We start from the raw sequence: 23,342 nt of genomic DNA, 5'->3' as shown, positions 1-23,342 counted from the left end.
GAGTCCTTTGCAGTGGGCTTGTCTGCCTGTTTTACACACAACCGCACGCCATTGAAAGCCCGCCACAGTGGCTGACACACCTGTGCCATGCCTGCATCAGCTGTGCCATGGCTGCTGCATGTGCAGGTCTCAGCCATTGCCCGACCGTTTGGCTAGCAACCGCTCTGTAATGCCTGTTTCGAGGGTGCTGGCTGATGCTGGCACAGCCGTTGCTCTGTCTGTTATCGACGCCTGATGCGGTGTCGCCATAACAAGAACGGAGAACCGACCATGAACCGAACAGGCCCGCACCGCCGGCCCCTTCCGCACGCCTTGGGCTGCCTGGCCCTTGCCTTGGCGTGCTGCGCAACCGCTTTTGCTGCAGAAGTGGATGGCAAGCGGATCATCCAGGCCGACCAGGAACCTGGCAACTGGATGAGCCACGGCCGTACCTACGATGAACAACGCTTCAGCCCGCTCAAGGCCATCAACCAGGACAATGTCAATCAATTGGGCCTGGCTTGGAGCTATAAGCTCGACCTGGACCGGGGTGTAGAAGCCACGCCTATCGTGGTCGATGGGGTGATGTACACCACGGGGCCGTTTTCCGTGGTGTATGCCTTGGATGCCCGCAACGGCAAGCTGCTGTGGAAATACGACCCGCAGTCAGACCGCAATCGCGCCGGTGAGGCGTGCTGTGATGCGGTAAACCGCGGCGTGGCCGTGTGGCAGGGCAAGGTCTACGTCGGCGTGCTGGACGGGCGCCTGGAGGCGATCGATGCCAAGACAGGCCAGCGCGTGTGGTCGGTGGACACCCGCGACGACCATAAGCGCAGCTATACCATCACCGGTGCGCCGCGGGTGGTCAACGGCAAGGTCATCATTGGCAATGGTGGGGCGGAATTTGGTGTGCGCGGCTATGTGACGGCTTATGACGCCGAGACCGGCAAGCAGGCCTGGCGCTTCTTCACCGTGCCGGGTGACCCCAAGCTGCCGCCTGAAGACAAGGCCATGGAGATCGCCAGCAAGACCTGGCACGGCGACGCCTTCGTCGAGTGGGGCGGCGGCGGCACGGCCTGGGATTCGTTCGCCTACGACCCTGAGCTGAACCTGTTGTACATCGGCGTTGGCAACGGCTCGATGTGGGACCCTAAATGGCGCAGCCAGGCCAAAGGCGACAACCTGTTCCTGTCGTCGATTGTCGCGGTCAATGCCGATACGGGCGAATACGCCTGGCACTACCAGACCACCCCCGGTGATGCCTGGGACTTCACCGCCACCCAGCACATGATTCTTGCCGAGCTGCCGATTAACGGCAAACAACGCAAAGTGCTGATGCAGGCGCCCAAGAATGGCTTCTTCTATGTGCTCGACCGGGCCACCGGCGAGTTGCTGTCTGCGAAGAATATCGTGCCGGTGAACTGGGCCAAGGGCATCGACATGAAAACCGGGCGGCCGATTCTCGACGATGAGGCAGCGGCCTACTGGAAGGACGGCAAGCGCAAGCTGGTGACCCCGGCATTCTGGGGTGCGCATGACTGGCACCCAATGTCGTACAACCCCAACACTGGCCTGGTGTATATCCCGGCGCATATCATGTCGGCCTATTACGAGCACATCCCCGAGGCGCCCAAGCGCAACCCGTTCAAAAGCGTGTACCAACTGGGCTTACGCACCGGCATGATGCCCGAGGGTGCCGATGGCCTGCTGGAGATGGCCAAGACCTGGTCCGGCAAGCTGATCGCCTGGGACCCGGTGAAACAGGCGCCGGCCTGGGAGGTGCCCTACATCACCATCTTCAACGGCGGCACCCTGAGCACCGCCGGCAACCTGGTGTTCGAGGGCAGCGCCGATGGCCGTGTGATCGCCTATGCCGCTGACACCGGCAAGAAGCTGTGGGAATCACCCGCCGCCAGTGGCGTGATGGCAGCGCCGATCACCTATTCGGTCGATGGCGAGCAGTACGTCACCTTCATGGCCGGCTGGGGCGGGGCCTTCTCGACGTTTGCCGGGGCGTTGTCGTTGCGTGCCGGGGTACAGCCGTTCTCGCAAGTGCTGACCTACAAGATTGGCGGTACCGCCAAATTGCGTGAGCCAGCGCCGCCCGCCAATGCGCCCGAACCCCCACCCTTGACCGCTGACGCCAAGACTGTCGCCGCCGGTGCGGCCCTGTACGACGGCAACTGCTCACAATGCCACGGCATCCATGCCGTCAGCGGCGGTGTACTGCCAGACCTGCGCAAACTCAGTGCTGACAAGCACCAGATGTTCCTCGGCATCCTCTATGGCGGCCGCGTGCCGGATGGCATGCCGTCGTTTGCCGACAACCTCAAGCCCGAGCAGGTCGAGCAGGTGCACCAGTACCTCATCAAGCGTGCCCATGACCTGAAAAGCGAAGGCAACGCCTGGCAGCAATTCAGCGCCAAGCCGGCCGCCCAGCCGTCACTGGCCGACAACCCGTCACAGGAGTGAGATGACCATGACTGAAGCGATCTACCAGAACTACATCGACAACGCCTTCGTACCCAGCGAGGGGCTGATCGAGGTGTACAACCCGGCCAACGCGCAGTTACTGGGGCGTGTGCCGGAGTCGCCGGTCGATCAGGTGGAGCGGGCCATTGCTGCGGCACGCAAAGCGCAAAAAGGCTGGGCAGCGAAACCTGCCATCGAACGCGCCGGCTACCTGCGTCAGATCGCCGCCAAGGTGCGTGCCAATGCCGACCGCTTAGCGCGCATCATCACCCAGGAAGGCGGCAAGGTGCCGGGGCTGGCGCAGGTCGAGGTAAACTTCACCGCCGACTACCTCGACTACATGGCGGAATGGGCGCGGCGCCTTGAAGGCGAGGTACTGACCAGCGACCGTGCCAACGAGCACATTTTCCTGATGCGCAAGCCGCTGGGTGTGGTGGCTGGGATACTGCCCTGGAACTTCCCATTCTTCCTCATCGCCCGCAAGATGGCGCCGGCGCTGCTCACGGGCAATACCATCGTGATCAAGCCCAGTGAAGAAACGCCCATCAACTGCTATGAGTTCGCCAAGCTGGTGGCCGAGACCGACCTGCCAGCGGGGGTGTTCAACGTGGTCGGTGGCAAGGGGGCCAGCGTCGGCCATGGGCTGTCGAGCCATGCTGGTATCGACCTGGTCAGCTTTACTGGCAGCGTCGCCACGGGGGCACGGATCATGGCGGCGGCAGCGCCGAACATCACCAAGCTCAACCTTGAACTGGGCGGCAAGGCCCCGGCGATCGTGCTGGCGGACGCTGACCTGGACTTGGCGACGAAAGCCATTGTTGCCTCGCGGGTGATCAATACTGGCCAAGTGTGCAACTGCGCCGAGCGGGTGTATGTGGCGCGCAAGGTAGCCGACGCCTTCGTCGACAAGGTGGCCCAGGCCATGGCCGCGACCCGTTACGGTGACCCGTCGCGCCAGGCCGACCTGGACATGGGGCCACTGATCAACCAGGCCGGGCTCGACAAGGTAGCGCAGATGGTGCGCACGGCGGTCGGGCAGGGCGCCCAGTTGGTGACCGGCGGGCAGGTAGCGGACCTGGGGGCCGGGTTCCATTACCAGCCGACCGTGCTCGCGGGCTGCGCCGCCGACATGGAGATCATGCGCAAGGAAATTTTTGGGCCGGTGCTACCGATCCAGGTGGTCGATGACCTGGATGAGGCGATTGCCTTGGCCAATGACAGCGAGTACGGGCTGACGTCTTCGCTGTACACCCGCGACCTGAACGCGGCGTTGAAGGCTAGCCGCGAGATCGATTTTGGCGAGACCTACATCAACCGCGAGAACTTCGAGGCCATGCAGGGCTTCCATGCCGGGGCACGCAAGTCCGGGATCGGCGGGGCGGATGGCAAGCACGGGTTGTATGAGTACACGCGTACGCAGGTGGTGTACATCCAGGGATAAGGGTTGGCTTTACTGGCCTCTTCGCGGGCAAGCCCGCTCCTACTGGTACACCACAGTTTTCAAGCCTGTGGACTTTCCTGTGGGAGCGGGCTTGCCCGCGAAGAGGCCGGTACAGTCACCCCAACTGGTTCGGCTGAACGATCCCGTACCGCTTCATTTTCCGATACAACGTCGACCGCGAAATCCCCGCAGCCTCTGCCGCCAGGCTCATGTTCCAGCGCTCTCGCTTCAAAACCTCCAGCAAGTGCCGCGCCTCGGCATCTTCGACCTGCTGTTCCAGCACTTTTGGCCTGGCAGGCACTGCACGGTTCAGTAGCTCCTCCGGCAAATCTGCCAGCTCTATGACCCCACCTTCCGCCAGCGCTACCGCCTGGCGCAACGTATTGAGCAACTGCCGCACGTTCCCCGGCCAGGCATACCCCAGCAAGCAACGCTGGGCCTCATCGCTCAAGCGCAAACCAGCCCCTCCCGGCAACCCCGCCAACAACCGCGCGATCAATTCACGTCGGTCACTGCGCTCACGCAATGCCGGCAATGTCATGCGCATGCCGCATAGCCGGTAGTAAAGGTCTTCGCGAAAGCCTTTATCGCCGATCATGGCTTGCAGGTCCTGGTGCGTTGCCGAAATCACCTGAATATCCAGCGTCACCGGCGCCTCTGCGCCCAGTGGTACCAGTTCGCGTTCGGCAAGCACCCGCAGCAGGCGCGTTTGCAGGTGCGTTGGCATGTCACCGATCTCATCAAGGAACAACGTGCCGCTATTGGCCTGCTCCAGCTTGCCTTTCATACCCTTGCGGTTGGCACCGGTAAAGCTGCCAGCGCGGTAGCCGAACAGTTCGCTTTCTATCAGCGACTCGGGTATCGCTGCACAGTTGAGTGCGACGAAGGGTTTGGCGTGGCGCTGGCTAGCCTGGTGCAAGGCACGGGCGAAGGCCTCCTTGCCGGTACCGGTTTCGCCGTTCAGCAAAATGGCGATGTCCTTGTCGAGCACCTTGCGCAGGCGTTTCACCCCCTGTTGCAACTGTGCATCCTCGCCTGCCAATTGCTCAAGCGTGGGGTACGCCGCACGCGCCGGCAGGGGCCGCGACGGCGTGGATTGGCGGTAGCCGGCCGGTATGCGCAGGCCGACGTCCAGCAGATGCGCTTGCACATGCCCGTGCAATTGAGTGCCACGGGCACCGCCGCGCGTAAGGTCCAGCAACTGGTCAATGTTGGCGGGCAGCAGTTGCTCGATCGCCACGCCCAACAGCGTGCCGGCATGCGCCAGGAAGGCCGCCCGATTGGCGCCGATCACCCGGCCGCCTTCGTCCAGGGCCAGCAGTTGCTCGGCGGCAAGGTCGGAGAAATCGTCACGCGGCTTGATGGCCAAGGTCAGGCAGTCGCGGTAGCGCTGGCGAAAATGGCTGTTCTCGATCAGCCGGGCGTACAGGGTCACCAACTGCAAGGTCAGGTGCTGGGCCTGCTTGGGGCCGTCGTTATAGAGGCAGGTCGCGTTGAGGCAGCCGAGCAGTTGGTTGTGGGCATCGAAGATCGGCGCCACCGAGCAACTGAGCCGGGCGTTGGTTGCCAGGAAGTGTTCCTGGCGGTGGATGGTCAGCGCTTGCTGCGAGGCCAGTGCAGTGCCGATGCCGTTGGTTCCGGCGATCGACTCGTCCCAGCGCGCGCCGACAATCAACCCGGAGCGGGTATAACGCTGGTGGTCGGCTGGCAGGCGGGCATCAAGGGTGATGCCGTCGGCGTCGCTGAGCAGCACGGCGAAACCGGCGTCCACCACACGCCTTGCAAGGCCACTGACACCTTGGCTGGCGATGCTCAGGTAGGCCTCGTGTTGGGCCTGGTGCTGGCGGATTTCGGCAGCGCTGAGGATGTTGTCGACGTGGCGCAGTTCAGGGTCCAGGCGGTGCTGGGTGATGCTGCGGTACCAGGATTCGGCAATCACCGGTTCTGGCGTCAGGCCGCGCTCGGCGAAGTGGCAGTCGACGAAGGCGGCCAGTTCACTGGCGCGGGGTGAAGGGGTGTGCGCGGCCATGGGCGCTCCACGAAATGCTTGTTATTAGAGGTGGGGAAACCATAGCTGATTTTTTCCCGAAAAAGTCAGCCAATCAGCTTCAGCGCCTCGTCCAGCCGTAATGGCCGTTTCATCCGCTGCGACAGCTGCGCCATGGCATCCGAGTAGCCCTTGGCGATGACGGCCTCGACCTGCTCATCCACACATTGCAGCGCGACGAAGTCGCCTTGCTCCGGCTGGCCGACGAACTCGATGCGGTTCCAGTCCCGTGCATGCCCCAGGACTTCATAGGTGCGCCCATGCTGGTAGGTCCAGAAGAACGGCACATCTTCGTAGCGGCGCTGCTCGCCGAGCATGTTGGCCGCAGCGATCACGCCGTGTTGCTGGGCCAGGCGCCAGTGTTCGATGCGCACGGGCCGGCCAGCCAGGGGGAAGGTGGCGATATCTCCGGCGGCCCACAGCCCGGGTGCCGCACGCATTTCGGCATTGACCGGCAGCGATTTATCATCGGCCAGCGCCACCCCTTGCACATAGGCCGTGGCAGGTTTGACCCCGGTGCCCAGCAATACCAATGGCGTCTGCAGCCGTTCACCGTTGGCCAGCAACACGGCCTCCACCTTACCCTGGCCTTCGAAACGTTCGACTTCGGTGGGGCCGTGAAAGACCACGCCTTTGCGTTCGTGCAGTTCGCGAATGCTGCGCCCGATACGTTCACCCAATTGTTTGGCCAACGGCACCTCATGGCGGGTGACCAGGTGCACCTGCAGGCCGTACTTGCGCAGTGCAGCGGCGGCCTCCAGGCCGATGAAACCGTCGCCGACGATCACCACCGGCTGCCCGGGTTCTGCGGCGTCGAGCAACAGCGCGGCGTCCTCACGTGAGCGCAGGGTGAATACACCCGGCAGGTCTGCCCCGGGGAGCGCTGGACGTTGCGCTTTACCGCCCGTTGCCAGTAGGCAAGCGTCATAGTCGATGTGCTGCCCGTCGGCAAGGATGATCTGGCGTTTCTCGCTGTTGAGTGCGCGGACCTTGCCGTGCTGACGGATCAGGTGGCCTTTGCGCAAGTCATCCGCTTCGAGCAAGGCTGGGACCTCATCAGGTGGCATTTGCCCAGCAATGACGAATTTACTGAGCGCGGTCCGGTCGTAGGCCGACTGGTGTTCCTGGTCGAGCCAGACCAGGCGGCCGGCGAAACCGTGCCGCAGCAAGGTAGCGACGGCGGCACTGCCGGCGGCGCCGGCACCGACTACCACGAAACAACGGGCATCGCTGTGCCGCGGGGGCTCGGCCTTGGCCAGGGGTTGGTCATCCACCCACACCTCATCACCTTTGACCCACGCACGGTAGCGGCGCAGGTCGGCCAGTGCCGGCGGTTCGCACACCGCACCTTCGTCCACGGCAAACGCCGCCTTGTGCCATGGGCAGACCAGCAGCCCCGAGCAGATCACGCCCTCTTCGAGCGGGGCGCCAGCGTGCGGGCAGTTGGCCTGGTAGGCATGCACCAGGTCGCCCTGGCGGATCAGGATGAGTTCTTCACTGCCGGCCTGCACGCGCAGGGGGCGGTTGGGGTCGAGCTGATCGAGGCGGGCCACGGCGTGCTGGGTCATGGGGGTTCTCCAAAGGGGCCTTTGGAACCATTTGACGCCTGTGGTGATGAGTTGCTGACCCGAGCCGACGATCGGGGGCATTGCCCTGTAGGAGCAGCCTTGTGCTGCGAAGAGGCCGGTGATCACACAGCAAATGTTCGCTGCTATCACCGGCCTCTTCGCAGCACAAGGCTGCTCCTACACAGGCGTTCTAGTTGGCCTTGGCTGTGGCCAACGCCCCTGCGCGCGTTACCCGCAGCGCCACCAGGCTACCGACCACGATCAATGCCGCCAACGAATACAGCGCAGCATCGGTCGAGCCGGTCTGGTCCTTGATGAAACCCACCAGGTACGGGCTGAGGAAGCCGGCCATCTGGCCCACCGAGTTGATCAGCGCAAGGCCGGCCACGGCTGCACCCGCGCTGAGCAGGGCGGTAGGCATTGGCCAGAACATCGGCAGGCCGGTGAGGGCGCCCATGGTGGCGATCGACAGGCCAAGAATGGCGATGGTCGGGTTGCCGGCGAAGTTGACCGCAATCAACAGGCCAATGGCGCCCATCAGCATCGGCACGACCAAGTGCCAGCGACGTTCGTTGCGCCGGTCTGCCGAACGCCCGCAGACGATCATGAACACGCCCGCCAGCAGGTACGGAATGGCGCTCAGCCAGCCAATCAACAAGGGGTTGTCGAAGCCCATGTTCTTGATGATCGACGGCAGCCAGAAGTTGATCGCGTACACACCGCTCTGGATGCAGAAGTAGACGAAGCCGAACGTCCAGATCAACGGGTTGGTCAACACCGCGAGCACGCCGTCACCGGTGGTGGCGGGTTTACTCGCGGCATCGGCCTTCAGGTCGGCTTCGATCAATTGGCGTTCGGCCGGGCTCAGCCAGGCGGCTTTCTGGTAGCCGTCGCTGAGCAGGCGGATTGCCAGGCAACCCAGCACGACGGTGGGTAGGCCCTGAATCAGGAACAGCCATTGCCAGCCGGCAAGGCCATGCTGGCCGGCGGCGAAATGTTCGAGGATCCAGCCGGAAAACGGCCCGCCCAACAGCCCCGACACCGGGATCGCCGACATGAACAAGGCCATGATGCCGCCGCGACGGGCCGCCGGGAACCAGCGCGAGAGGTACAGCACCACGCCAGGGAAGAAGCCGGCTTCAGCCGCGCCGGTCAGCAGGCGCAGGGTGATGCGCCGGTACAGCGCATTGCGGGTGGTGTCCGTGCCTTGGTCAGGGGCGGGGCTGTGTGCCATGATCGGGTTCTCTGTTTTTATGGTTGTCACCGCGTCGCCTGTTCCGGCGCTCGCCCTGACGAGTCTCGGGGACAGCGGCGTGCCTGTCTTTGTGCTTTTGCACAGCGATTGACCAGGGGCGCTGTGCCCGGGACCAAAGCCTACCACCCTAAGGACCCTTGAATGTTCGAACTCGACCATGACCTGGCGCAGGATATCGTTGATCGGGCGATGGCCATTTTGCCGTGCAACGTCAATGTCATGGACAGCCAGGGGTTGATCCTGGGCAGTGGCGAGCCAGAGCGCATCAACACCCGCCACGAGGGCGCACAACTGGTGCTGGCCAACGGCCGGATCGTCGAGCTCGACGTGGACGCGGCCAAGTGCCTCAAAGGCGTGCAGCCCGGGGTGAACCTGCCACTGATGCTCGATGGCCGGCTGATGGGGGTGTTGGGCCTGACCGGCGACCCGCAGCAGTTGCGTACCTATGGCGAACTGGTGCGCATGACTGCTGAAATGCTCCTGGCCCAGCGCCACCTGCAGGTTGAACAGCAATGGCGGCGGCAACGCTGCGACGACCTGCTGGCCTTGCTGTTAGGCGGCAGCGGCGATTCGCCTCGGCTGCTCGATGAAGCCCGTCAGCTCGGCCTGAAGCCGCAACTGCCAAGGGTACCTTGCCTGTTCGAGCTGGAATCAGGGCCGCCTGCCGAAGCCCTGTCGTCCTGGCTGATGAGCCGTTACCCGGACAGCTGGTGCGTCAGCCCCGCACGGCAATCGCTGCTGTGGTGTCGCCCGGCGGGTCTGGTGCTGGACGAAGCGCGGTTGCTGGAGCGCCTCGAGCGTCACGGCTGGCAGGTTGAGCGCTTGGCCTTGGGGTGCGTGGCGCAAAGCCTGGAACAACTGCGCCGTGGTTATCGCCGGGTGCGCGACCTGCTGGCTTATGGGCAAGAGGTGCTGCCGGCCGAGCGCCTGCTCAGCCTTGAGCGGTACCGGCTACCGGCCTTGCTGTGGCGGCATCGCAATGACGATGCGCTGGATGAGCTGTTGCAACCGCTGCAACGCATCCGCGCCAAGGACGCCAGTGGTCAGCTGATTGCGACCTTGCGCGCCTGGTGTGCCCATGATGGCCAGAGCCAGGCTTGTGCCGACGCCTTGGGCATTCACCGCAACAGCCTGCGCTACCGGCTGGAGCGGATCGCCGAGCTGGGCGAGGTCGACCCCTTGAGGATGGAGGGGATGCTCAGCCTGTACCTGGGGTTGCAGTTGTTGCGAGCTGAGTGAAGCGCGGGCCAAAGGCATTTGCCCAAACAACGCCTCCGCCGTCTTGTGCATTTGACCGAGGCCACCTTGCCAGGCAACTGTCAGCATGCCGCTCATCTGGACAGGAGAATCCCCATGAAGATCGTCATCGCCCCCGACTCGTTCAAGGACAGCCTCGACGCTGCCGGTGTTGCCCGCGCTATTGCCACCGGCCTGGCCGAGGTGTGGCCGGATGCCGAGCTGGTCGAATGTCCCATGGCCGACGGCGGTGAGGGCACCATGGACGCCATCTTGGCAGCCAGCCAGGGCGAATTACGCCGCCTGGCTGTACGTGGGCCGTTGGGGCACAGCGTCGAGGCCGGCTGGGGTTGGCTGCCGCAGAGCCGCACGGCGATCATCGAAATGGCCCAGGCCAGTGGCCTGCAATTGGTGCCCACCCAGCAGCGTGATGCCTGCCGCAGCAGCACCTGGGGCACCGGCGAACTGATCGCCGCCGCCCTGGCTGCGGGTGCCCGCCGCATTGTCTTGGCCATTGGCGGCAGCGCCACCAATGACGGCGGCAGTGGCATGCTGCGCGCCCTGGGGCTGCGGCTGCTGGATGCCGAGGGGCAAGCACTGGAAGAAGGGGGGCTGGCCCTGGCAAAGCTGGCACGTATCGATGCCAGCGACCTCGACCCTCGGCTGGCCGAGGTCCAGGTCGAGGTTGCTGCCGACGTCGACAACCCACTCTGCGGTGCCAATGGCGCTTCGGCGATCTTCGGCCCGCAGAAGGGGGCAAACCCGCAGCAAGTACAAGCACTGGACCAGGCACTGGGGCACTTTGCGGATCACTGCGCGCACTTGCTGGGCGAGGACGTGCGTGACTTCCCGGGCTGCGGCGCTGCAGGCGGCATGGGCTTTGCCGCCAAGGCATTCATGGGCGCGCAGTTCCGCCCTGGCGTCGAGGTGGTAGCAGAGCTCGCTGGCCTGGACGCGCTGGTACAAGGCGCCGACCTGGTGCTGACCGGCGAGGGACGTTTCGATGCCCAGACCCTGCGTGGTAAGACGCCAATGGGCGTGGCCCGGGTCGCCAAGCGCCATGGTGTACCGGTGGTGGTGCTGGCGGGCACGCTGGGGGAGGGGTATCAACAGTTGTATGGCCACGGCATCGACGCGGCCTTTGCGTTGGCCAGCGGGCCGATGAGCCTGGAGCAGGCGTGCGCCAACGCCCGCGAGCTGCTGCAGGCGCGTGCCGGTGATATCGCCCGGCTGTGGCGCTGCGCGGTGTAAGTGCGGTCAGAGATTTCCGTGTAAGTGCAACTAGCGTGGGGGCTGCTTTGCAGCCCTTTCGCGCCCTAAGGCCGCGCCTAGACGTCCATGCCGAAGTTATGAGATTTGGCAAATATGGAAATCATCTTTGTTTGATATCTCGCCATAAACAAAGGCCGAATCGCTGATTTCGATCAGAAAAGCACTACATACAACCCACGCAAAAGGCTCTATTTCGGCCCAGTAATACCGTCCGACTCTCACCGCTACTTACTATTAAGTATTTTACTTAACCCCCGTCGCTCGCCAATTCTCTGCATTGTTTATTCGAGAGGGCGAGTCGATGTTAGTTCATGGCGATAAGGATTTCGGCGTGTTGAAGGATGCCGAGGGCGAACTTCAACAGCAGGTCGGGCGCGTGCCCGATGCCGCATTTTATGAACGCAAGTTGCAAGCAGTCTGGACGCGTGCGCAACACAGTAGCCATTACGCAGGGATTGGCCCCTACAGCTTCACAGCGTTTCAGCAATTGCCGCTGACCGCCAAGGCTGCGCTGAAAAGCCAACCCCTGGCGTTTTGCACCGTAGCCCTTGGCGATGCGGCCAAGTACTACGCCACCACCGGCACTACCGGCGAGCCAACCCCAACCCCGCGCCTGAAACACGACATCATCTGGAATGCCGTCAGCGTCGCCAGCCACTGGCGAGCGGTGCTGCAGCCCGGTGCGCGGGTGGCCAACCTGATGCCATCGGACATCGTGCCGGTCGGCGACCTGATCGCCAACGTCTGCGAATACCTCGACGTGTCCCATGTACGGCTCTATCCCTTTACCACCGGCATCACCGACTGGGAACGGGTGTGCACGACCTTCGACACCTACCGGCCCACGGTGCTGTTCATCGCCCCCGGCGTACTGGTGCAACTGACCCGCTACCTCAAGCAGCGGGAGCTGCTCGACACGTTTGCCCAGTCGGTGCGCACGATCATGCTGCTGGGCGAGGTCAACACCCAGCCGTTTCGTGACCGTTTGGCCCGCGGGTGGCACTGCGAGGTACACGACGCCAGTTATGGCAGTACCGAGACCGGCACGCTGGCAGCCGTAGGCGCGGGCCAGCAGATGCGCCTGGCCACGGCCACGAATTATTTCGAGCTGCTGTTGCCGGACGGCAGGCTGGTAACGCCCGCCGAAGGCCTGACCGGCCGCCTCGTCGTCACCCCGCTGAACCTGTATGCGCGGCCGTTACTGCGGCTGGACACCGGCGACAGCGTCACCCTTACCGCGCCTTGGCAAGCCGGGCGGAGTAGCCCCAGCCTGTTGGTCAATGGCCGCGACAGCGACAGCATCGCGGTGGCCGGGGTGGACCTTGAGATTCGCGCCGTCGAAGAGGTGGTCTACGGCGCCTGCGACGCCACCGGCTATGTGATCGAAATCGACCGCCAGAACGACAGCGCCGCGTTAATCCTTGAACGTGACGTGCACTGGGACAACGCCCAGGAAGGCCCATTGCAAGCGCAGCTGCTGGCACGTTCCGAGCAGCTGATGGGGCTGCGCTGGAGCCGTGTGCTGTTCGTCAACAACTTGTCGGCCATCAACAAGAGCGGTGGCTCGCAAAAAAGCTGGAAGAAGACCAACCTGCGCTTCGTGGGGGGCAAGCAATGACCACGTCACCCCTTACCCAAGGGCACGGCCTGGGCAATGGCCAGCCTGACTTGTGGTGCACGTACGCCGCGATCCGCAGCCTGGCCTGGGTCGAGCGCCTCGACAGCGTCGATACGCCGGCCCTGCACAGCTATATCCAGTCCCGGCGTAACCGCGATGGGGGGTTCGCCTGGAGCAAGGGCATGACATCCGACGCGTGGGCGACTTTTTATTGCACCGAAACGCTCAAGGACCTGGGTATCGCCATTGACCATGGCGACCAAACTGCCGATTGGCTGCAAACGCTGTTCGACGGTGATGCCTACGCCATGTGCCCTGGGCAGACGGCGGACGTCTGGGCCACCCACTATGCCGTGCGCACGTTAATCGAGGTGTGCCAGGGGCAGGTGGCCGATGCCCCGGCGTTGTACGCCTGGCTGGAAGGGCTGCAGTGCAGCAATGGCGGCCTCAGTTGGTCGGCGGACTTTGCCCGGCGCAATTTGGCTGACACCCGAGCCTGCTTCTACGGCGTGATGGCCACGCGAGCCCTGGCTCAGCAAGGGCTGCCAGCACCGCGGTGGGACCTGCCGCGGTTGATTGCCTGGTTGCAGGCGCAGCAGGTGGAAAGCGGCGGCTTTCGTTTCAGCGAGGCTGCCGAGCAACCGTGCCTGTGGGCGACCTACCGCGCCACGGCGAGCCTTGCGGCATTGCATGCGCAGCCCTTGGCGCGCCACGCGTGTATCGCCTGGATCGACGCACTGCGTCGGCCCAGTGGCGCTTTCGTGCGTTGGCAGGGCTATGACGGCGAGGACGTCTGGGCCGCTTTTTGCGCGGTGGGCTCGCTCAAGGCGTTGGGAGAGCCGGTGGCCCACCTGGCAGATGACATTGCACGGTTCATCGCGACCTTGGCGCTGCCTCAGGGGGGTTACACCTATCGGCAGGTCGACAGCGCGGCGGATGTGCTGACCACGGCAGCTGCCGTGCTCGGCGAACAGCTGAGTGCTGCGCAACGGGCGGCAGCCTTGCACTGGATCGAAGGCTGCCAGATGCCTAACGAGCCTGGGCTCATGTACATGCCAGGGCGGGGCGCCGAAGTCCGCTGCACCAATTGGGGCCTGGTGGCGGGCGCCTTCGCCGGCCAGCCTGCGGCGCGCAAGGCGGTCGGGCACTGGCTGGCCTCGTTGCAGAACCCCGATGGTGGCTTCGGGTTTTGGGAGGGGCGCGGGTCGGACCTGGTGTCCACGGCGTCTGCGGTGGCGATCCTTCAGCAACTGGGCAACAACGCTGGGGTCGACCTTGTGGCGCTGGAGGCCTTTGTGGCCAGTTGCGCTCAACAAGGTGGGCATGCCGCCTACCCACGAGGGCAGGCGTCCTTGCGTGCCAGCCTGCACGCCTTGATCTGCCTGCACCATGTGGGCTGGGATGTGCGCGAGCAGGCAAACGCACTGCTGGTTGCGCACAAGGTGCGCCAGGGCGGCTTCGCCAATCTGGGGCAGCGCATCCCTGATTTGCTCAGCACCTACCAGGCCGTGGCGTTCGGCGCCGCGCAGGGGTTGCCGGTCGACCGCGTGCACCTGCAGTTTTTCCTCGACAAGGTGCGCAGCGGCCAAGGCCATGCCTGGTCGCCGCTGTACCTGGAGGGCCACGACGCATTGTCCGATTGCCTGGGGCGCTTGTTGCAGGCGTTTGCCGAAGGCAGGCGTCAGCACCTGCCCAACCTGCAGCTGTCGTGAGGAGCAGGCATGCCAACCATTACTGTTACCTGCGCACCACTGCAGCCCCTCGAGCGCAAGCGCCTGGCCCTGGCGTTCACCCGCCTGCTGAAAGCGCAGGGCGCCGATACCGCGCATTGCATGGTGTTTTTCATCCCGCTGGAACCGGGGTGTGTGTTCAGCGCCGGCATGCCATTGCCGACCGCGGATGGCAACGGTGTGGCGTTGCAGATCTACCTGCGCATCACCCTGTCGGCGGCGCGCGACGGGCTAGCCCATGCGGCCTTGGCCGACGGCCTGCACCGTTGCCTGGTGAGTCTTTACCCGAACGCTTTCATCTACCTGCAGTTTGATCCGATCCTGCCAGAACACGTGTTCTACAGCGCGGGAACGGCATTGATCAATGCCCACCCTCAACAAGGAAAACCAGGCGCGTGAGCAACCTTTCTATTGAGCAGCAGATTCGTCAGGCACTGGCGCAACTACTCGGCGACGAGGTCAACGCAATCGATAAGCGCGACAGCTTCCGCGATTTTCTAGGCGAACGCTTCGACAGCCTGATGGCCGTCGAAGTCATCACCGCCATTGAAGCCTGTTTCGCCATCGAAGTGGATTACCTGAGTGACGACGTTCGCTACTGGTTTGAAACACTGGAAAAGATGGAGCAGTTCGTCGCCCAGAAACGCGAAGACCAATTGACCCTGCAGGCCACCCCGTGAGCGGCGATCACCTGTTCACCACGTCGGGCTCCACCGGCGCGCCACGCCACTGGCTACGCAGCCACGCGCAGATGGTCGACGAGGCCGCGCTGATTCTCGGCCGCTGGGCGGCTGACGCGACCGAGATTCTGTCATTCGCGCCGAGTTGCCACAGCTACGGGATGATCCTGGGCGAGGTCGGTGCGCAATGGCTGAACGCGCGGTTGCAGGCCTGCTCGCTGGAACACCAGCAGTTACCGCAACTCGATGGCGACGGGCCCTGTGTGATCCTCGCCATTGCCAGCACCTGGCGGCTCTTGCCTGCACTGCTGGCGCGCCTGTCAGCACGGCGTTCGGTACTGGTGGTGCACAGCGCATCGCTGTTGCCACCGGACGCATTGGCCACCGTGCACCGCTTCGCAGGGCCGCAAGTGCGCTTCATCGAGCTGCTAGGTGCCACCGAAACCGGCGCCATGGCCTATCGTGCGCTGGATGCGCAGAGTACCGCAGAGCAACCGTGGACGCTGCTGAGCGATGTCGAGTTGCTGAGCCCGATCGGCGCAGCCGGCCCGCTAGACGTCAGCAGCCTACGCATAGCGAGGGAGCAGGGCGCTGCAACCCCGGCACACCATCACCGTTGCGATGACCTGGTGCTGCCATTGGACGCGCGACGCTTTCAATGGCTGGGCCGGGCCAGCAGCCTGATCAAGGTCAACGGGGTTCGGCTCGACCTGGCGCGCCTGGCCAGCGAGCTCGGCCAACGCCTGCAATGCCCGACCCTGGCCTGCCTCGCGGTGCGCGATGGGTTGCGCGCCGAAGCGTTCGAAGTGCTGTTCAGTTCTCCAACGTTGACCGAGCAAGCCGTGCGCGAAGCGCTCACGCACTGGCCTGCGCACCACCCGCGACCGGTCGCCGTGCGCCGGGTCGCACACCTGCCGCTGTCTGCCACCGGCAAGCCCCAACCGTGGGCCGCCTCATCCACTGTCAAGGAATACACCCATGAGCCACGCTGATACCCAGGGCACCATCGCCCATTACCTGAACCACTGCGGTGCGCCGCTGGCCAGTGGCCGCGAACAGCCCGAATACCTCGGCCTAAGCCTGCGCAAGCGCCTCGAACTGCTGGAACGCAGCCCTGCACTGGCGGCTGATTGGGCTGCACAGTATGAGGCCTGGCGCGATCACGCCGACAGCCACTATCGCTGCCTGACCAGCACCCGCCCAGTTGAGGCGCCGTGGGTCCGGCTGGGGGTGAAGGACACCGTGGACGTCGCCGGCCTACCGACCCGCCTGGGGCTGCGCAGCTACCGTCACTACCCGCAACGCAGCGCCGAGGCGCTGAGCCACCTCGACCCGCGTATCGCGCTGACCAGCAAGGTGGCGACCACCGAGCTGAACATCGCGTTCGGCGCAGGCTGCCGCAACCCGCATTTCCCGACCATCGACCCGTCGGGTTCCAGCACCGGGTCTGCGGTTTCCGTGGCTGCAGGCCTGTGCGACATCTCGTTGGGCACCGATGTGCTGGGCTCGGTGCGTTGGCCGGCGTCCCACTGTGGCATGGTCGGCCTGCGCATGACCCACAAGGCCGCCAGCCTGACCGGAGTATTCCCGCTGTCGCCACGCATGGACGCGTTGGGTTGGGTGACCCGCAGTGCCGACGACCTTGCCCTGCTGCTGCCGATGCTGGGCTTGGGGCCATTGTTTGGCGATCAGCAGCCGCTCAAGCAGCAGTACCGTGTCGGCGTGCTTGAACACTCGCTCGACCCCGCACTGACCAGCGCACCAATGCTCGACATGCTGAGCCAGGCCCGTATTGCACTGGCCGACCTGGGCATGGCCCCGCGTGAAGTGGCCATGCCCGACCTGTGGGCCTGCCGTGGCGATGCCTGGCAGCTGTGCGCGCGCGACGCTTGGCTGGCATCTGCGGCCTGGGCGCGACGCTTCGACTGCGAACTGCATTGGTCAACGCTCAGCGCGCTCAAGGTAGGTGAAGGGGTAAGCGACAGCGACTACTTGCGCATTCATGCCCGCATGGACGCCGTGCGGGCGGGTATCGATGCCTGGTTCGAGGCCGCTCAGGTGGATGTCGTTATTTTTCCGATGGACCCGAACCGGCCCTTCGACCGGCGCAGCCCACAACCAGGTGATTCGACCATTCCGTCTCCGGACGATCACGACTACGCCCAGAAAATCGGTTTCACCCCTCTGGCCAGTTTCAGCGGCCTGCCGGCCATTACCGTGCCGATCGCCCTCAGCGCTGACGGCAAGGCGCCCCTGGCGATACAGATCATGGGCCGACGCGACAGCGAGCTGCAGTTGCTGGACATCGCCAAACGCGTGCAGGCGCTGATCGGCCTGCTGCCTACCCGTCGTCTTCAGGTGTAAGGGGCGAACCATGTGCGGAATTACAGGCTGGGTGGACTACACCCGCGACCTCGCGCAACAGCGCGAGGTGCTCGGCGCCATGACCGATACCCTGGCCTTGCGGGGGCCGGATGCCAGCGGCAGCTGGCAGCACCGCAATGCCTTGCTGGGGCATCGGCGCCTGGCCATCATCGACCTGAGCGGTGGCGTGCAGCCCATGACCTACCGCTTCGCCACGGGTGAAGACGTCGCGCTGGTGTACACCGGCGAGGTCTATAACCACCATGCTCTGCGCGAACGGTTGCGCCAGGCCGGGCATGTGTTTAAAACACGCAGCGACACCGAGGTGGTGCTGCACGCCTACCTGGAGTGGGGCGAGCAGTGCTGCGACCATCTCAATGGCATGTTCGCCTTCGCCGTGTTCGATGGGCGCGATGGCCACTTTCTGCTGGTGCGTGATCGCTTGGGGGTCAAGCCGCTGTACTACGCCCGTCACCAGCAGGGGCTGCTGTTCGGCTCCGAGATCAAGGCGATTCTTGCTCACCCCGAGGTTGCCAGCACCCTGGACGCGGTCGGCCTGGTGGATGCCTTGAGCCTGTCCCGTGGGACCACCCGCACTGCCTTTCGCGGGGTCAGCGAACTGCCGCCGGGGCATCGTTTGTCCTGGCGGCCCCAGGGGCAGGTGAAGATCAGCCGCTACTGGCAGCTGCAACGCCGTGAGCATCAGGACGACCTGGCGACCACGGTCGAACGCACCCGCGAGCTGCTCGACAATGCCTTGGGCGAGCAGTTGCATGCCGATGTGCCGGTTTGCTCGCTGCTGTCCGGTGGCCTGGACTCGACCCTGCTGACTGCCATGGCGCAACAGCGGTTAGTGGCCGAGCAGGGCGGGGCGGTGAATTCCTACTCGGTGGATTTCGTCGGCCAGGCCGAGCAGTTTCAGAGTGATGCGTTTCGCCCCGAACGTGACCAACCTTATGCCCTGGCGGCGGCCCAGTACATCGGCAGCCGGCACCAGACCATCCTCATCGACAACCGGGAGTTGGTGTCGGATCTGGCTCGCCTGGCGGTGTACCGCGCCAACGACAGCGCGGCCACCTTCGGTGACGTGGATACCTCGCTGTACCTGTTGTTCAAGGCGATCCGCGCGCATTCCACGGTGGCCATCTCCGGTGAGGCGGCAGATGAAGTGTTTGGGGGCTACGCCTGGTTCCGCGACCCGCAGGCCGTGGCCGCAGCGCGCTTCCCTTGGCTGTCGCGCATGCAACTGCTGCAGCCCGAGCTGATCAACCCTGAGTTCAACCGGGCCTGCGATTTTGCCCAGTATCAGGACAGCTGTTATCACCAGGCCCTGGACAGCGTCGAGCATCTGCCAGGGGACAGCCCGCAAGAACGGCGCATGCGCGAAATCTGCCACATGCACCTGCAGCGCTGGCTGCCGATTCTGCTCGATCGCAAGGACCGCCTGAGCATGGCCGCGAGCCTTGAGGTGCGGGTGCCGTTCACTGACCATTCACTGGTGGAGTACGTGTACAACGTGCCGTGGTCGATCAAGGGCAAGGATGGCGAGGAAAAATGGTTGCTCAAGCAGGCCGGCGCCGACCGGGTTCCCCCTGCGGTGTTGCAACGGCGCAAAAGCCCGTACCCAACGTCGGCGAACCTGGCCTATGAGCGCTTTCTGCGCGAGCGCATTCGGCAGTTGCTGAAGGTGCCAGACAGGCCCGTGTTCCAGGTCATCGACCATGGTCGGCTGGCCGCCGAGTTGCGCCAGCTCGAGGGCTATTTCAACTCGCAACTGCGGCGTAACAACCTGGAGACGGCCCTGGCGCTGGACACCTGGCTACGTGAGTACCGGTTGACGGTGTAGGGCTACAGGATCAGAGGGTTCTGCAGGGTGTCGCTGAAGCGCTTCGGCGCGCCCTGGTCGAGCATGGCGATGAAACTGCCCAGGGCCGGCGAAGCGTTCTGGATGTTCCAGTTCATGTACAGGCCCATGGTTGGGGTGGGCTGGTCCTTGATCGGGCGGATCGGGCGGAATTGCACGCGCTCACGCAGCGTCGAGTAAGCGATCGACTCCGGCACCAGGGCCACGCCGAAGCCACAGGCGACCAGGCCGATCAGGGTGTGGATCTGCGCCGCCTCCTGCACCACCTTGGGGTAGAAACCGGCCGATTCGCACAGGGCGATCAACTGGCTGTGGTAGCCACTGCCCAGGGCTTGCGGGGTGAAGACGAAGTCCTCTTCGGCAAAATCGCGCAGGTCGACCAGCGGCTGATGGGCCCTGGCGTGGTTGGCGGGCAGGGCCATGATGATCTGCTCGTTGAGCAACAGCCGCGACTCGATGGTGTCGGGCGGCATCGGCAGCTTGCGCATGAAACCGATGTCGGCTTCGCCGGCCATCAAGGCCTCGGCCTGCGAGGCTGAGGGCATCTCGCGGATGGTCAGGCGTACATTCGGGTAGACCTCGCGGAACCTGCGCAAGGTCGTGAGCAGCGACTCGTAATACGCAATGGAGATGGCCGTGATGGTCAGCTTGCCGCAGATGCCTTCCGAGACATTGCGCGCGTATTCGATGCCTTGCTCCAGCTCTTTGAGCGTGCGGTAGGCGGTTTCCAGAAAGGCCATGCCAGCGGCAGTCAGCTTGACCCCGCGCTTGTTGCGCAGGAACAGGCTGAAGCCGAGCTTTTCTTCAAGGCGGTTGATCGCTTGGCTCAGGGGCGGCTGCGCCATGTGCAGGCGGATGGCGGCCTTGTGGAAGTGCAGTTCTTCGGCCACGGCGATGAACTGCCTGAGCAAACGTGTCTCGATCATTCTATGTTCCTTCATCGACTTGCCGGGGTGCCTGGCAGGCGCCACCCCTGCAAGGCGGCCATCATAGTGCGTGGCCACCGAGTGACAAAGCCTCGGTGATATCCCTGAGATATCAAAGTTGCATGCTTTTAATATTAAGTCATTGATTTTTTTATTGTTATCGTAAAAAAGGAGAATCGAAGGTGCCCTGCAATGCCAATCACAGACCCATTCAAGAACAAAGTCGCGATCATCACCGGTGCTGCCCAAGGGTTGGGCCTGGCTTACGCCATGGCACTGGCCGAGCGAGGCGCCCGCGTGGTCATCAGCGACCTGGGGACTGACCGGGCAGGCCAGGGCGAGGACCCGTCGGCGCTGGCCCAGGCACTCGCGGCCTTGCAGGCCAAGGGCTACAACGCGATCGCCCATGCCGGGCAACTGGAAGACGAACGCGCCTGTCAACAATTGATCGAGCTGGCCATCGAGCAGTTTGGCGCACTGGATATCCTCATTCACAATGCAGGTTGGGTCGATTACCAGGGCATCGAAGCGCAGGAAGAAGCCTTTCTTCAGCGCGCGCTGGGCATCAGCGTGCACGCCCCGGTGTGGCTGGCCAAGCATGCCTGGAAGTACCTCAAGCATTCCGCAGCCCCGCGCGTGGTGCTGACCACCTCGGACCGCGCCATGTACCAGCGCTATTCGCAGCCCGGGCTGGTCGCCTACTCAGCCGGCAAGATGGCCCAGGTCGGCATCATGAACGCCTTGAGCATGGAAGGGATGGAGCACGGCATCCTGGTCAATGCCATCTCGCCCGTGGCCAAGACCCGCATGTGGGGCGTGACCCAGGCACCGGAAGAGCTCAAGCCCGAATGGGTCACCCCAGGGTTGTTGTACCTGGCCAGCTCGCTGTGCCGCGACACGGGCTACATCCTGCGTGCCAGCAACGGGCAGTTCACCGCCACCCGTTTCACCGAGAACAGCGGCGTCAGCTACCCACGCGACCTGGCGCGGGTACAGGCGGGCAACTTCAAGGAAGTGGCCGAACGCTGGAGCCGCATCAAGGAATGCCACTACGTACCGGTCAAGGTCGCCAACACCCGCGCCGACCTGGGCGAGAGCCCGGTTTGGGACGCGCGCAGCGGCGCGCTGTACTTTGTCGATATCACCGATGGGCGCATCAATCGGCTGAACCCGGACGGCGAGGTCGAGAGCCTGTATGAGTCGGCAGCGCGCATTGGCGCCCTGGCCCTGACCGACCAGGGCAACTTGATCTTCACCGAGGATTCCAGTGTCGCCATTCTGGACGTGAACGCGCGCAAGGTGCGGCAATACTCCGTGCCGGTTCACCCGCGTTCCACCTACCGTTTCAACGATGGTGCCTGCGACCCCCAGGGCCGTTTCGTCAGCGGCCTGATGGACGAAGCGCCAAGTGGCAAGACCGGCGCCTTGTTCCGTTTCGACGCAGAACTGAGCGACCAGGTGATCCACGATGGCATGGCGCTGCCTAATGGGCTGGCCTGGTCGGAAGACGGGCACAGCGTTTTCTTCGTCGACTCGGTCGCCCGCGCCATCTATCGCGCCGAGTACCTGCCCGAAGGCCGCTTGACCGAGGTTACGCAGTTTGCCGAAACACCTGCCGAACTGGGGCGCCCGGACGGCATTGCGCTGGACCGCGAAGGCGGGCTGTGGGTTTGCCAGTTCAATGGCAGTTGCCTGTTGCGTTACGACCGTCACGGCCACCTGACCGACCAGGTGGTGATGCCGGTGACGCGCCCGACCAGTTGCTGCTTTGGCGGTGAAGGGATGACCACCTTGTATATCACCACCGCGCGGTTTGGCATGAACGCTGTAGAACTGCGGCACTACCCGGATGCCGGCGACCTCTATGCAATTCGCCCGGAAATCGGCGGCATTGCGCGCCACGCCTTCAAGGAATGAGGTTGTGCACCTGGCTGGCCGGTAACACGGCCAGCTCACCAAAGCGTTGCGCCGAGTCGATGTAGCGCAGTGCTGACTTGGCGTCCTTCCAACCCACGTAGCTCATCAACGACTTCAGTTCCCAACCATTGGCCGTGGCCCACGTGGCGAAACCACGGCGCAGCGAGTGACCGGTGTACAACGCTGCCGGTACCCCGGCACGCTCCAGCATGCGCCGGAGCAGCCCAACCAGGCTGTTGCTGTTGAGCGCCGCGTCGCTGAGGTTGCCCCAGCGGTCGAGCTTGCGAAACACCGGGCCATGGGCGATGCCGGCCACTTCGATCCACTGCAGGTAGGCGCTGACCGGGCACAATGCCTTGAGTGCCGGCGTGCGGTGCTGCACGCCAAGCGCTTCGCGGTCACCCTTGCTGCGAGGCAGGAACAAGGTGATGCCGACACCGGCTTCAGCCTGGATATGCTCGACGCGCAGGCGCGCCAGCTCGTCCCCCCGAAACCCTCGCCAAAACCCCAGCAACAGCAGCGCCGTGTCGCGACGCGCTCGGCGCAGGGTGGTCAAGTCGTGGCATTCGCGTGCCTGGCGGGCTTCGTCCTCGAAGCATTGCACGGCGGTTTGCAGGTGTTGCAGCAACAGCGGTGCAGCCTGTTTTGGCGGTGTCGGGTGCAGGGTGCGAATACCGCGCAGTACCTGGCGCACCAGCGGCGCCTTGGTCGGGTCGGGGAAGCCCTGGCTGATGTGCCATTGGCTGAGGGCCGCGAGGCGCTGACGCAGGGTGCTCACCGCGTGCTGCTCGGCGTGGTCGGCCAGGTAACGGGCCACGCCCTCGGCGGTGGCCGGCAGGAAACCACCCCATTGGGTCTCGAAATGGTCGATGGCAGCCTGGTAGCTGCGCCGCGTGTTGTCACGGGTGGCGGCGCGGACGTAGCGCTCGATGTCGGTCATGGTGCGGTAGCCGGTATTCAGTGGTGACACGAT

At 64.2% G+C, this 23,342-nt stretch carries 17 protein-coding genes and 1 pseudogene; 13 read left to right on the top strand and 5 right to left on the bottom strand.

Features of this window, described 5'->3' with window-relative positions; all coding sequences use genetic code 11:
* Positions 1-270 precede the first annotated feature (270 nt).
* Together MFF34_RS26845 and aldA are read left to right on the top strand one after the other, a co-directional pair.
* Positions 271-2,451 (top strand): PQQ-dependent dehydrogenase, methanol/ethanol family, encoded by a 2,181-nt coding sequence (locus MFF34_RS26845; RefSeq protein WP_238217561.1) that lies wholly within the window; start codon positions 271-273, stop codon positions 2,449-2,451.
* Between the two features lie 7 nt (positions 2,452-2,458).
* Positions 2,459-3,892 (top strand): aldehyde dehydrogenase, encoded by a 1,434-nt coding sequence (aldA, locus tag MFF34_RS26840; protein WP_238217559.1) that lies wholly within the window; start codon positions 2,459-2,461, stop codon positions 3,890-3,892.
* A gap of 115 nt (positions 3,893-4,007) precedes the next feature.
* On the opposite strand, the gene MFF34_RS26835 is transcribed toward aldA, so the two are convergent.
* From MFF34_RS26835 to MFF34_RS26825, 3 genes are all read right to left on the bottom strand, one after another.
* Positions 4,008-5,921: a sigma-54-dependent Fis family transcriptional regulator gene (locus MFF34_RS26835; RefSeq protein WP_238217557.1), complete on the bottom strand. Its 1,914-nt coding sequence runs from the start codon at positions 5,919-5,921 to the stop codon at positions 4,008-4,010.
* A 65-nt stretch (positions 5,922-5,986) separates the two neighbouring features.
* Positions 5,987-7,507, bottom strand: a complete 1,521-nt coding sequence (locus MFF34_RS26830) for an FAD-dependent oxidoreductase (protein WP_238217555.1) — start codon at positions 7,505-7,507, stop codon at positions 5,987-5,989.
* 190 nt (positions 7,508-7,697) lie between these two features.
* Positions 7,698-8,741: an MFS transporter gene (locus MFF34_RS26825; protein WP_238217553.1), complete on the bottom strand. Its 1,044-nt coding sequence runs from the start codon at positions 8,739-8,741 to the stop codon at positions 7,698-7,700.
* 162 nt (positions 8,742-8,903) lie between these two features.
* Here MFF34_RS26825 and MFF34_RS26820 point away from each other — a divergent pair, with 162 nt between their 5' ends.
* From MFF34_RS26820 to asnB, 9 genes are all read left to right on the top strand, one after another.
* Positions 8,904-10,001, top strand: a complete 1,098-nt coding sequence (locus MFF34_RS26820) for a sugar diacid recognition domain-containing protein (protein ID WP_238217551.1) — start codon at positions 8,904-8,906, stop codon at positions 9,999-10,001.
* 114 nt (positions 10,002-10,115) lie between these two features.
* Entirely contained in the window at positions 10,116-11,249 is a 1,134-nt protein-coding gene (locus MFF34_RS26815; protein ID WP_238217549.1) for a glycerate kinase, read from the top strand.
* Positions 11,250-11,601: 352 nt separating this feature from the next.
* Positions 11,602-12,888 carry a phenylacetate--CoA ligase family protein gene (locus MFF34_RS26810; RefSeq protein ID WP_238217547.1) on the top strand — a complete coding sequence of 429 codons (1,287 nt, stop codon included), beginning with the start codon at positions 11,602-11,604 and terminating at the stop codon, positions 12,886-12,888.
* Positions 12,885-14,600, top strand: coding sequence for a prenyltransferase/squalene oxidase repeat-containing protein (locus MFF34_RS26805; protein ID WP_238217545.1), 1,716 nt, complete (start codon positions 12,885-12,887; stop codon positions 14,598-14,600). Before MFF34_RS26810 ends, MFF34_RS26805 begins: the two co-directional genes overlap by 4 nt.
* Positions 14,601-14,609: 9 nt before the next feature.
* Positions 14,610-15,017: a hypothetical protein gene (locus MFF34_RS26800; protein ID WP_238217543.1), complete on the top strand. Its 408-nt coding sequence runs from the start codon at positions 14,610-14,612 to the stop codon at positions 15,015-15,017.
* Positions 15,014-15,298 (top strand): acyl carrier protein, encoded by a 285-nt coding sequence (locus MFF34_RS26795; protein WP_027595408.1) that lies wholly within the window; start codon positions 15,014-15,016, stop codon positions 15,296-15,298. Before MFF34_RS26800 ends, MFF34_RS26795 begins: the two co-directional genes overlap by 4 nt.
* Positions 15,295-16,290 (top strand): AMP-binding protein, encoded by a 996-nt coding sequence (locus tag MFF34_RS26790; protein ID WP_238217541.1) that lies wholly within the window; start codon positions 15,295-15,297, stop codon positions 16,288-16,290. Before MFF34_RS26795 ends, MFF34_RS26790 begins: the two co-directional genes overlap by 4 nt.
* Positions 16,277-17,662, top strand: a complete 1,386-nt coding sequence (locus MFF34_RS26785; protein ID WP_238217539.1) for an amidase — start codon at positions 16,277-16,279, stop codon at positions 17,660-17,662. Before MFF34_RS26790 ends, MFF34_RS26785 begins: the two co-directional genes overlap by 14 nt.
* Before the next feature lie 10 nt (positions 17,663-17,672).
* A complete protein-coding gene (gene asnB / locus MFF34_RS26780; protein WP_238217537.1) occupies positions 17,673-19,508 on the top strand; it encodes an asparagine synthase (glutamine-hydrolyzing) in 1,836 nt (611 codons plus the stop codon).
* Between the two features lie 2 nt (positions 19,509-19,510).
* Here asnB and MFF34_RS26775 read toward each other — a convergent pair whose 3' ends face one another.
* Entirely contained in the window at positions 19,511-20,452 is a 942-nt protein-coding gene (locus MFF34_RS26775; protein WP_238217535.1) for a LysR family transcriptional regulator, read from the bottom strand.
* Positions 20,453-20,644: 192 nt separating this feature from the next.
* On the opposite strand from MFF34_RS26775, the pseudogene MFF34_RS28185 reads away from it, so the two are divergent.
* Both MFF34_RS28185 and MFF34_RS28180 read left to right on the top strand, forming a co-directional pair.
* Positions 20,645-21,289 (top strand): annotated as a pseudogene (locus tag MFF34_RS28185) (SDR family NAD(P)-dependent oxidoreductase); the annotation flags it as partial.
* Between the two features lie 27 nt (positions 21,290-21,316).
* Complete coding sequence (locus MFF34_RS28180; protein ID WP_374707427.1) at positions 21,317-22,369, top strand: SMP-30/gluconolactonase/LRE family protein; 1,053 nt, start codon at positions 21,317-21,319, stop codon at positions 22,367-22,369.
* On the opposite strand, the gene MFF34_RS26765 is transcribed toward MFF34_RS28180, so the two are convergent.
* On the bottom strand, positions 22,359-23,339 hold the full coding sequence (locus tag MFF34_RS26765) for a site-specific integrase (protein WP_238217531.1): 981 nt from the start codon (positions 23,337-23,339) through the stop codon (positions 22,359-22,361). The two genes, MFF34_RS28180 and MFF34_RS26765, sit on opposite strands and share 11 nt — an antisense overlap.
* Between the last annotated feature and the right edge of the window lie 3 nt (positions 23,340-23,342).

Source organism: Pseudomonas sp. PAGU 2196 (genome assembly GCF_022179005.1).
GTDB classification, from domain to species: Bacteria; Pseudomonadota; Gammaproteobacteria; order Pseudomonadales; family Pseudomonadaceae; genus Aquipseudomonas; species Aquipseudomonas kermanshahensis.
Note: the sequence above shows the minus strand (reverse complement) of the source record. Positions and strands in the feature narration are given on the sequence as shown.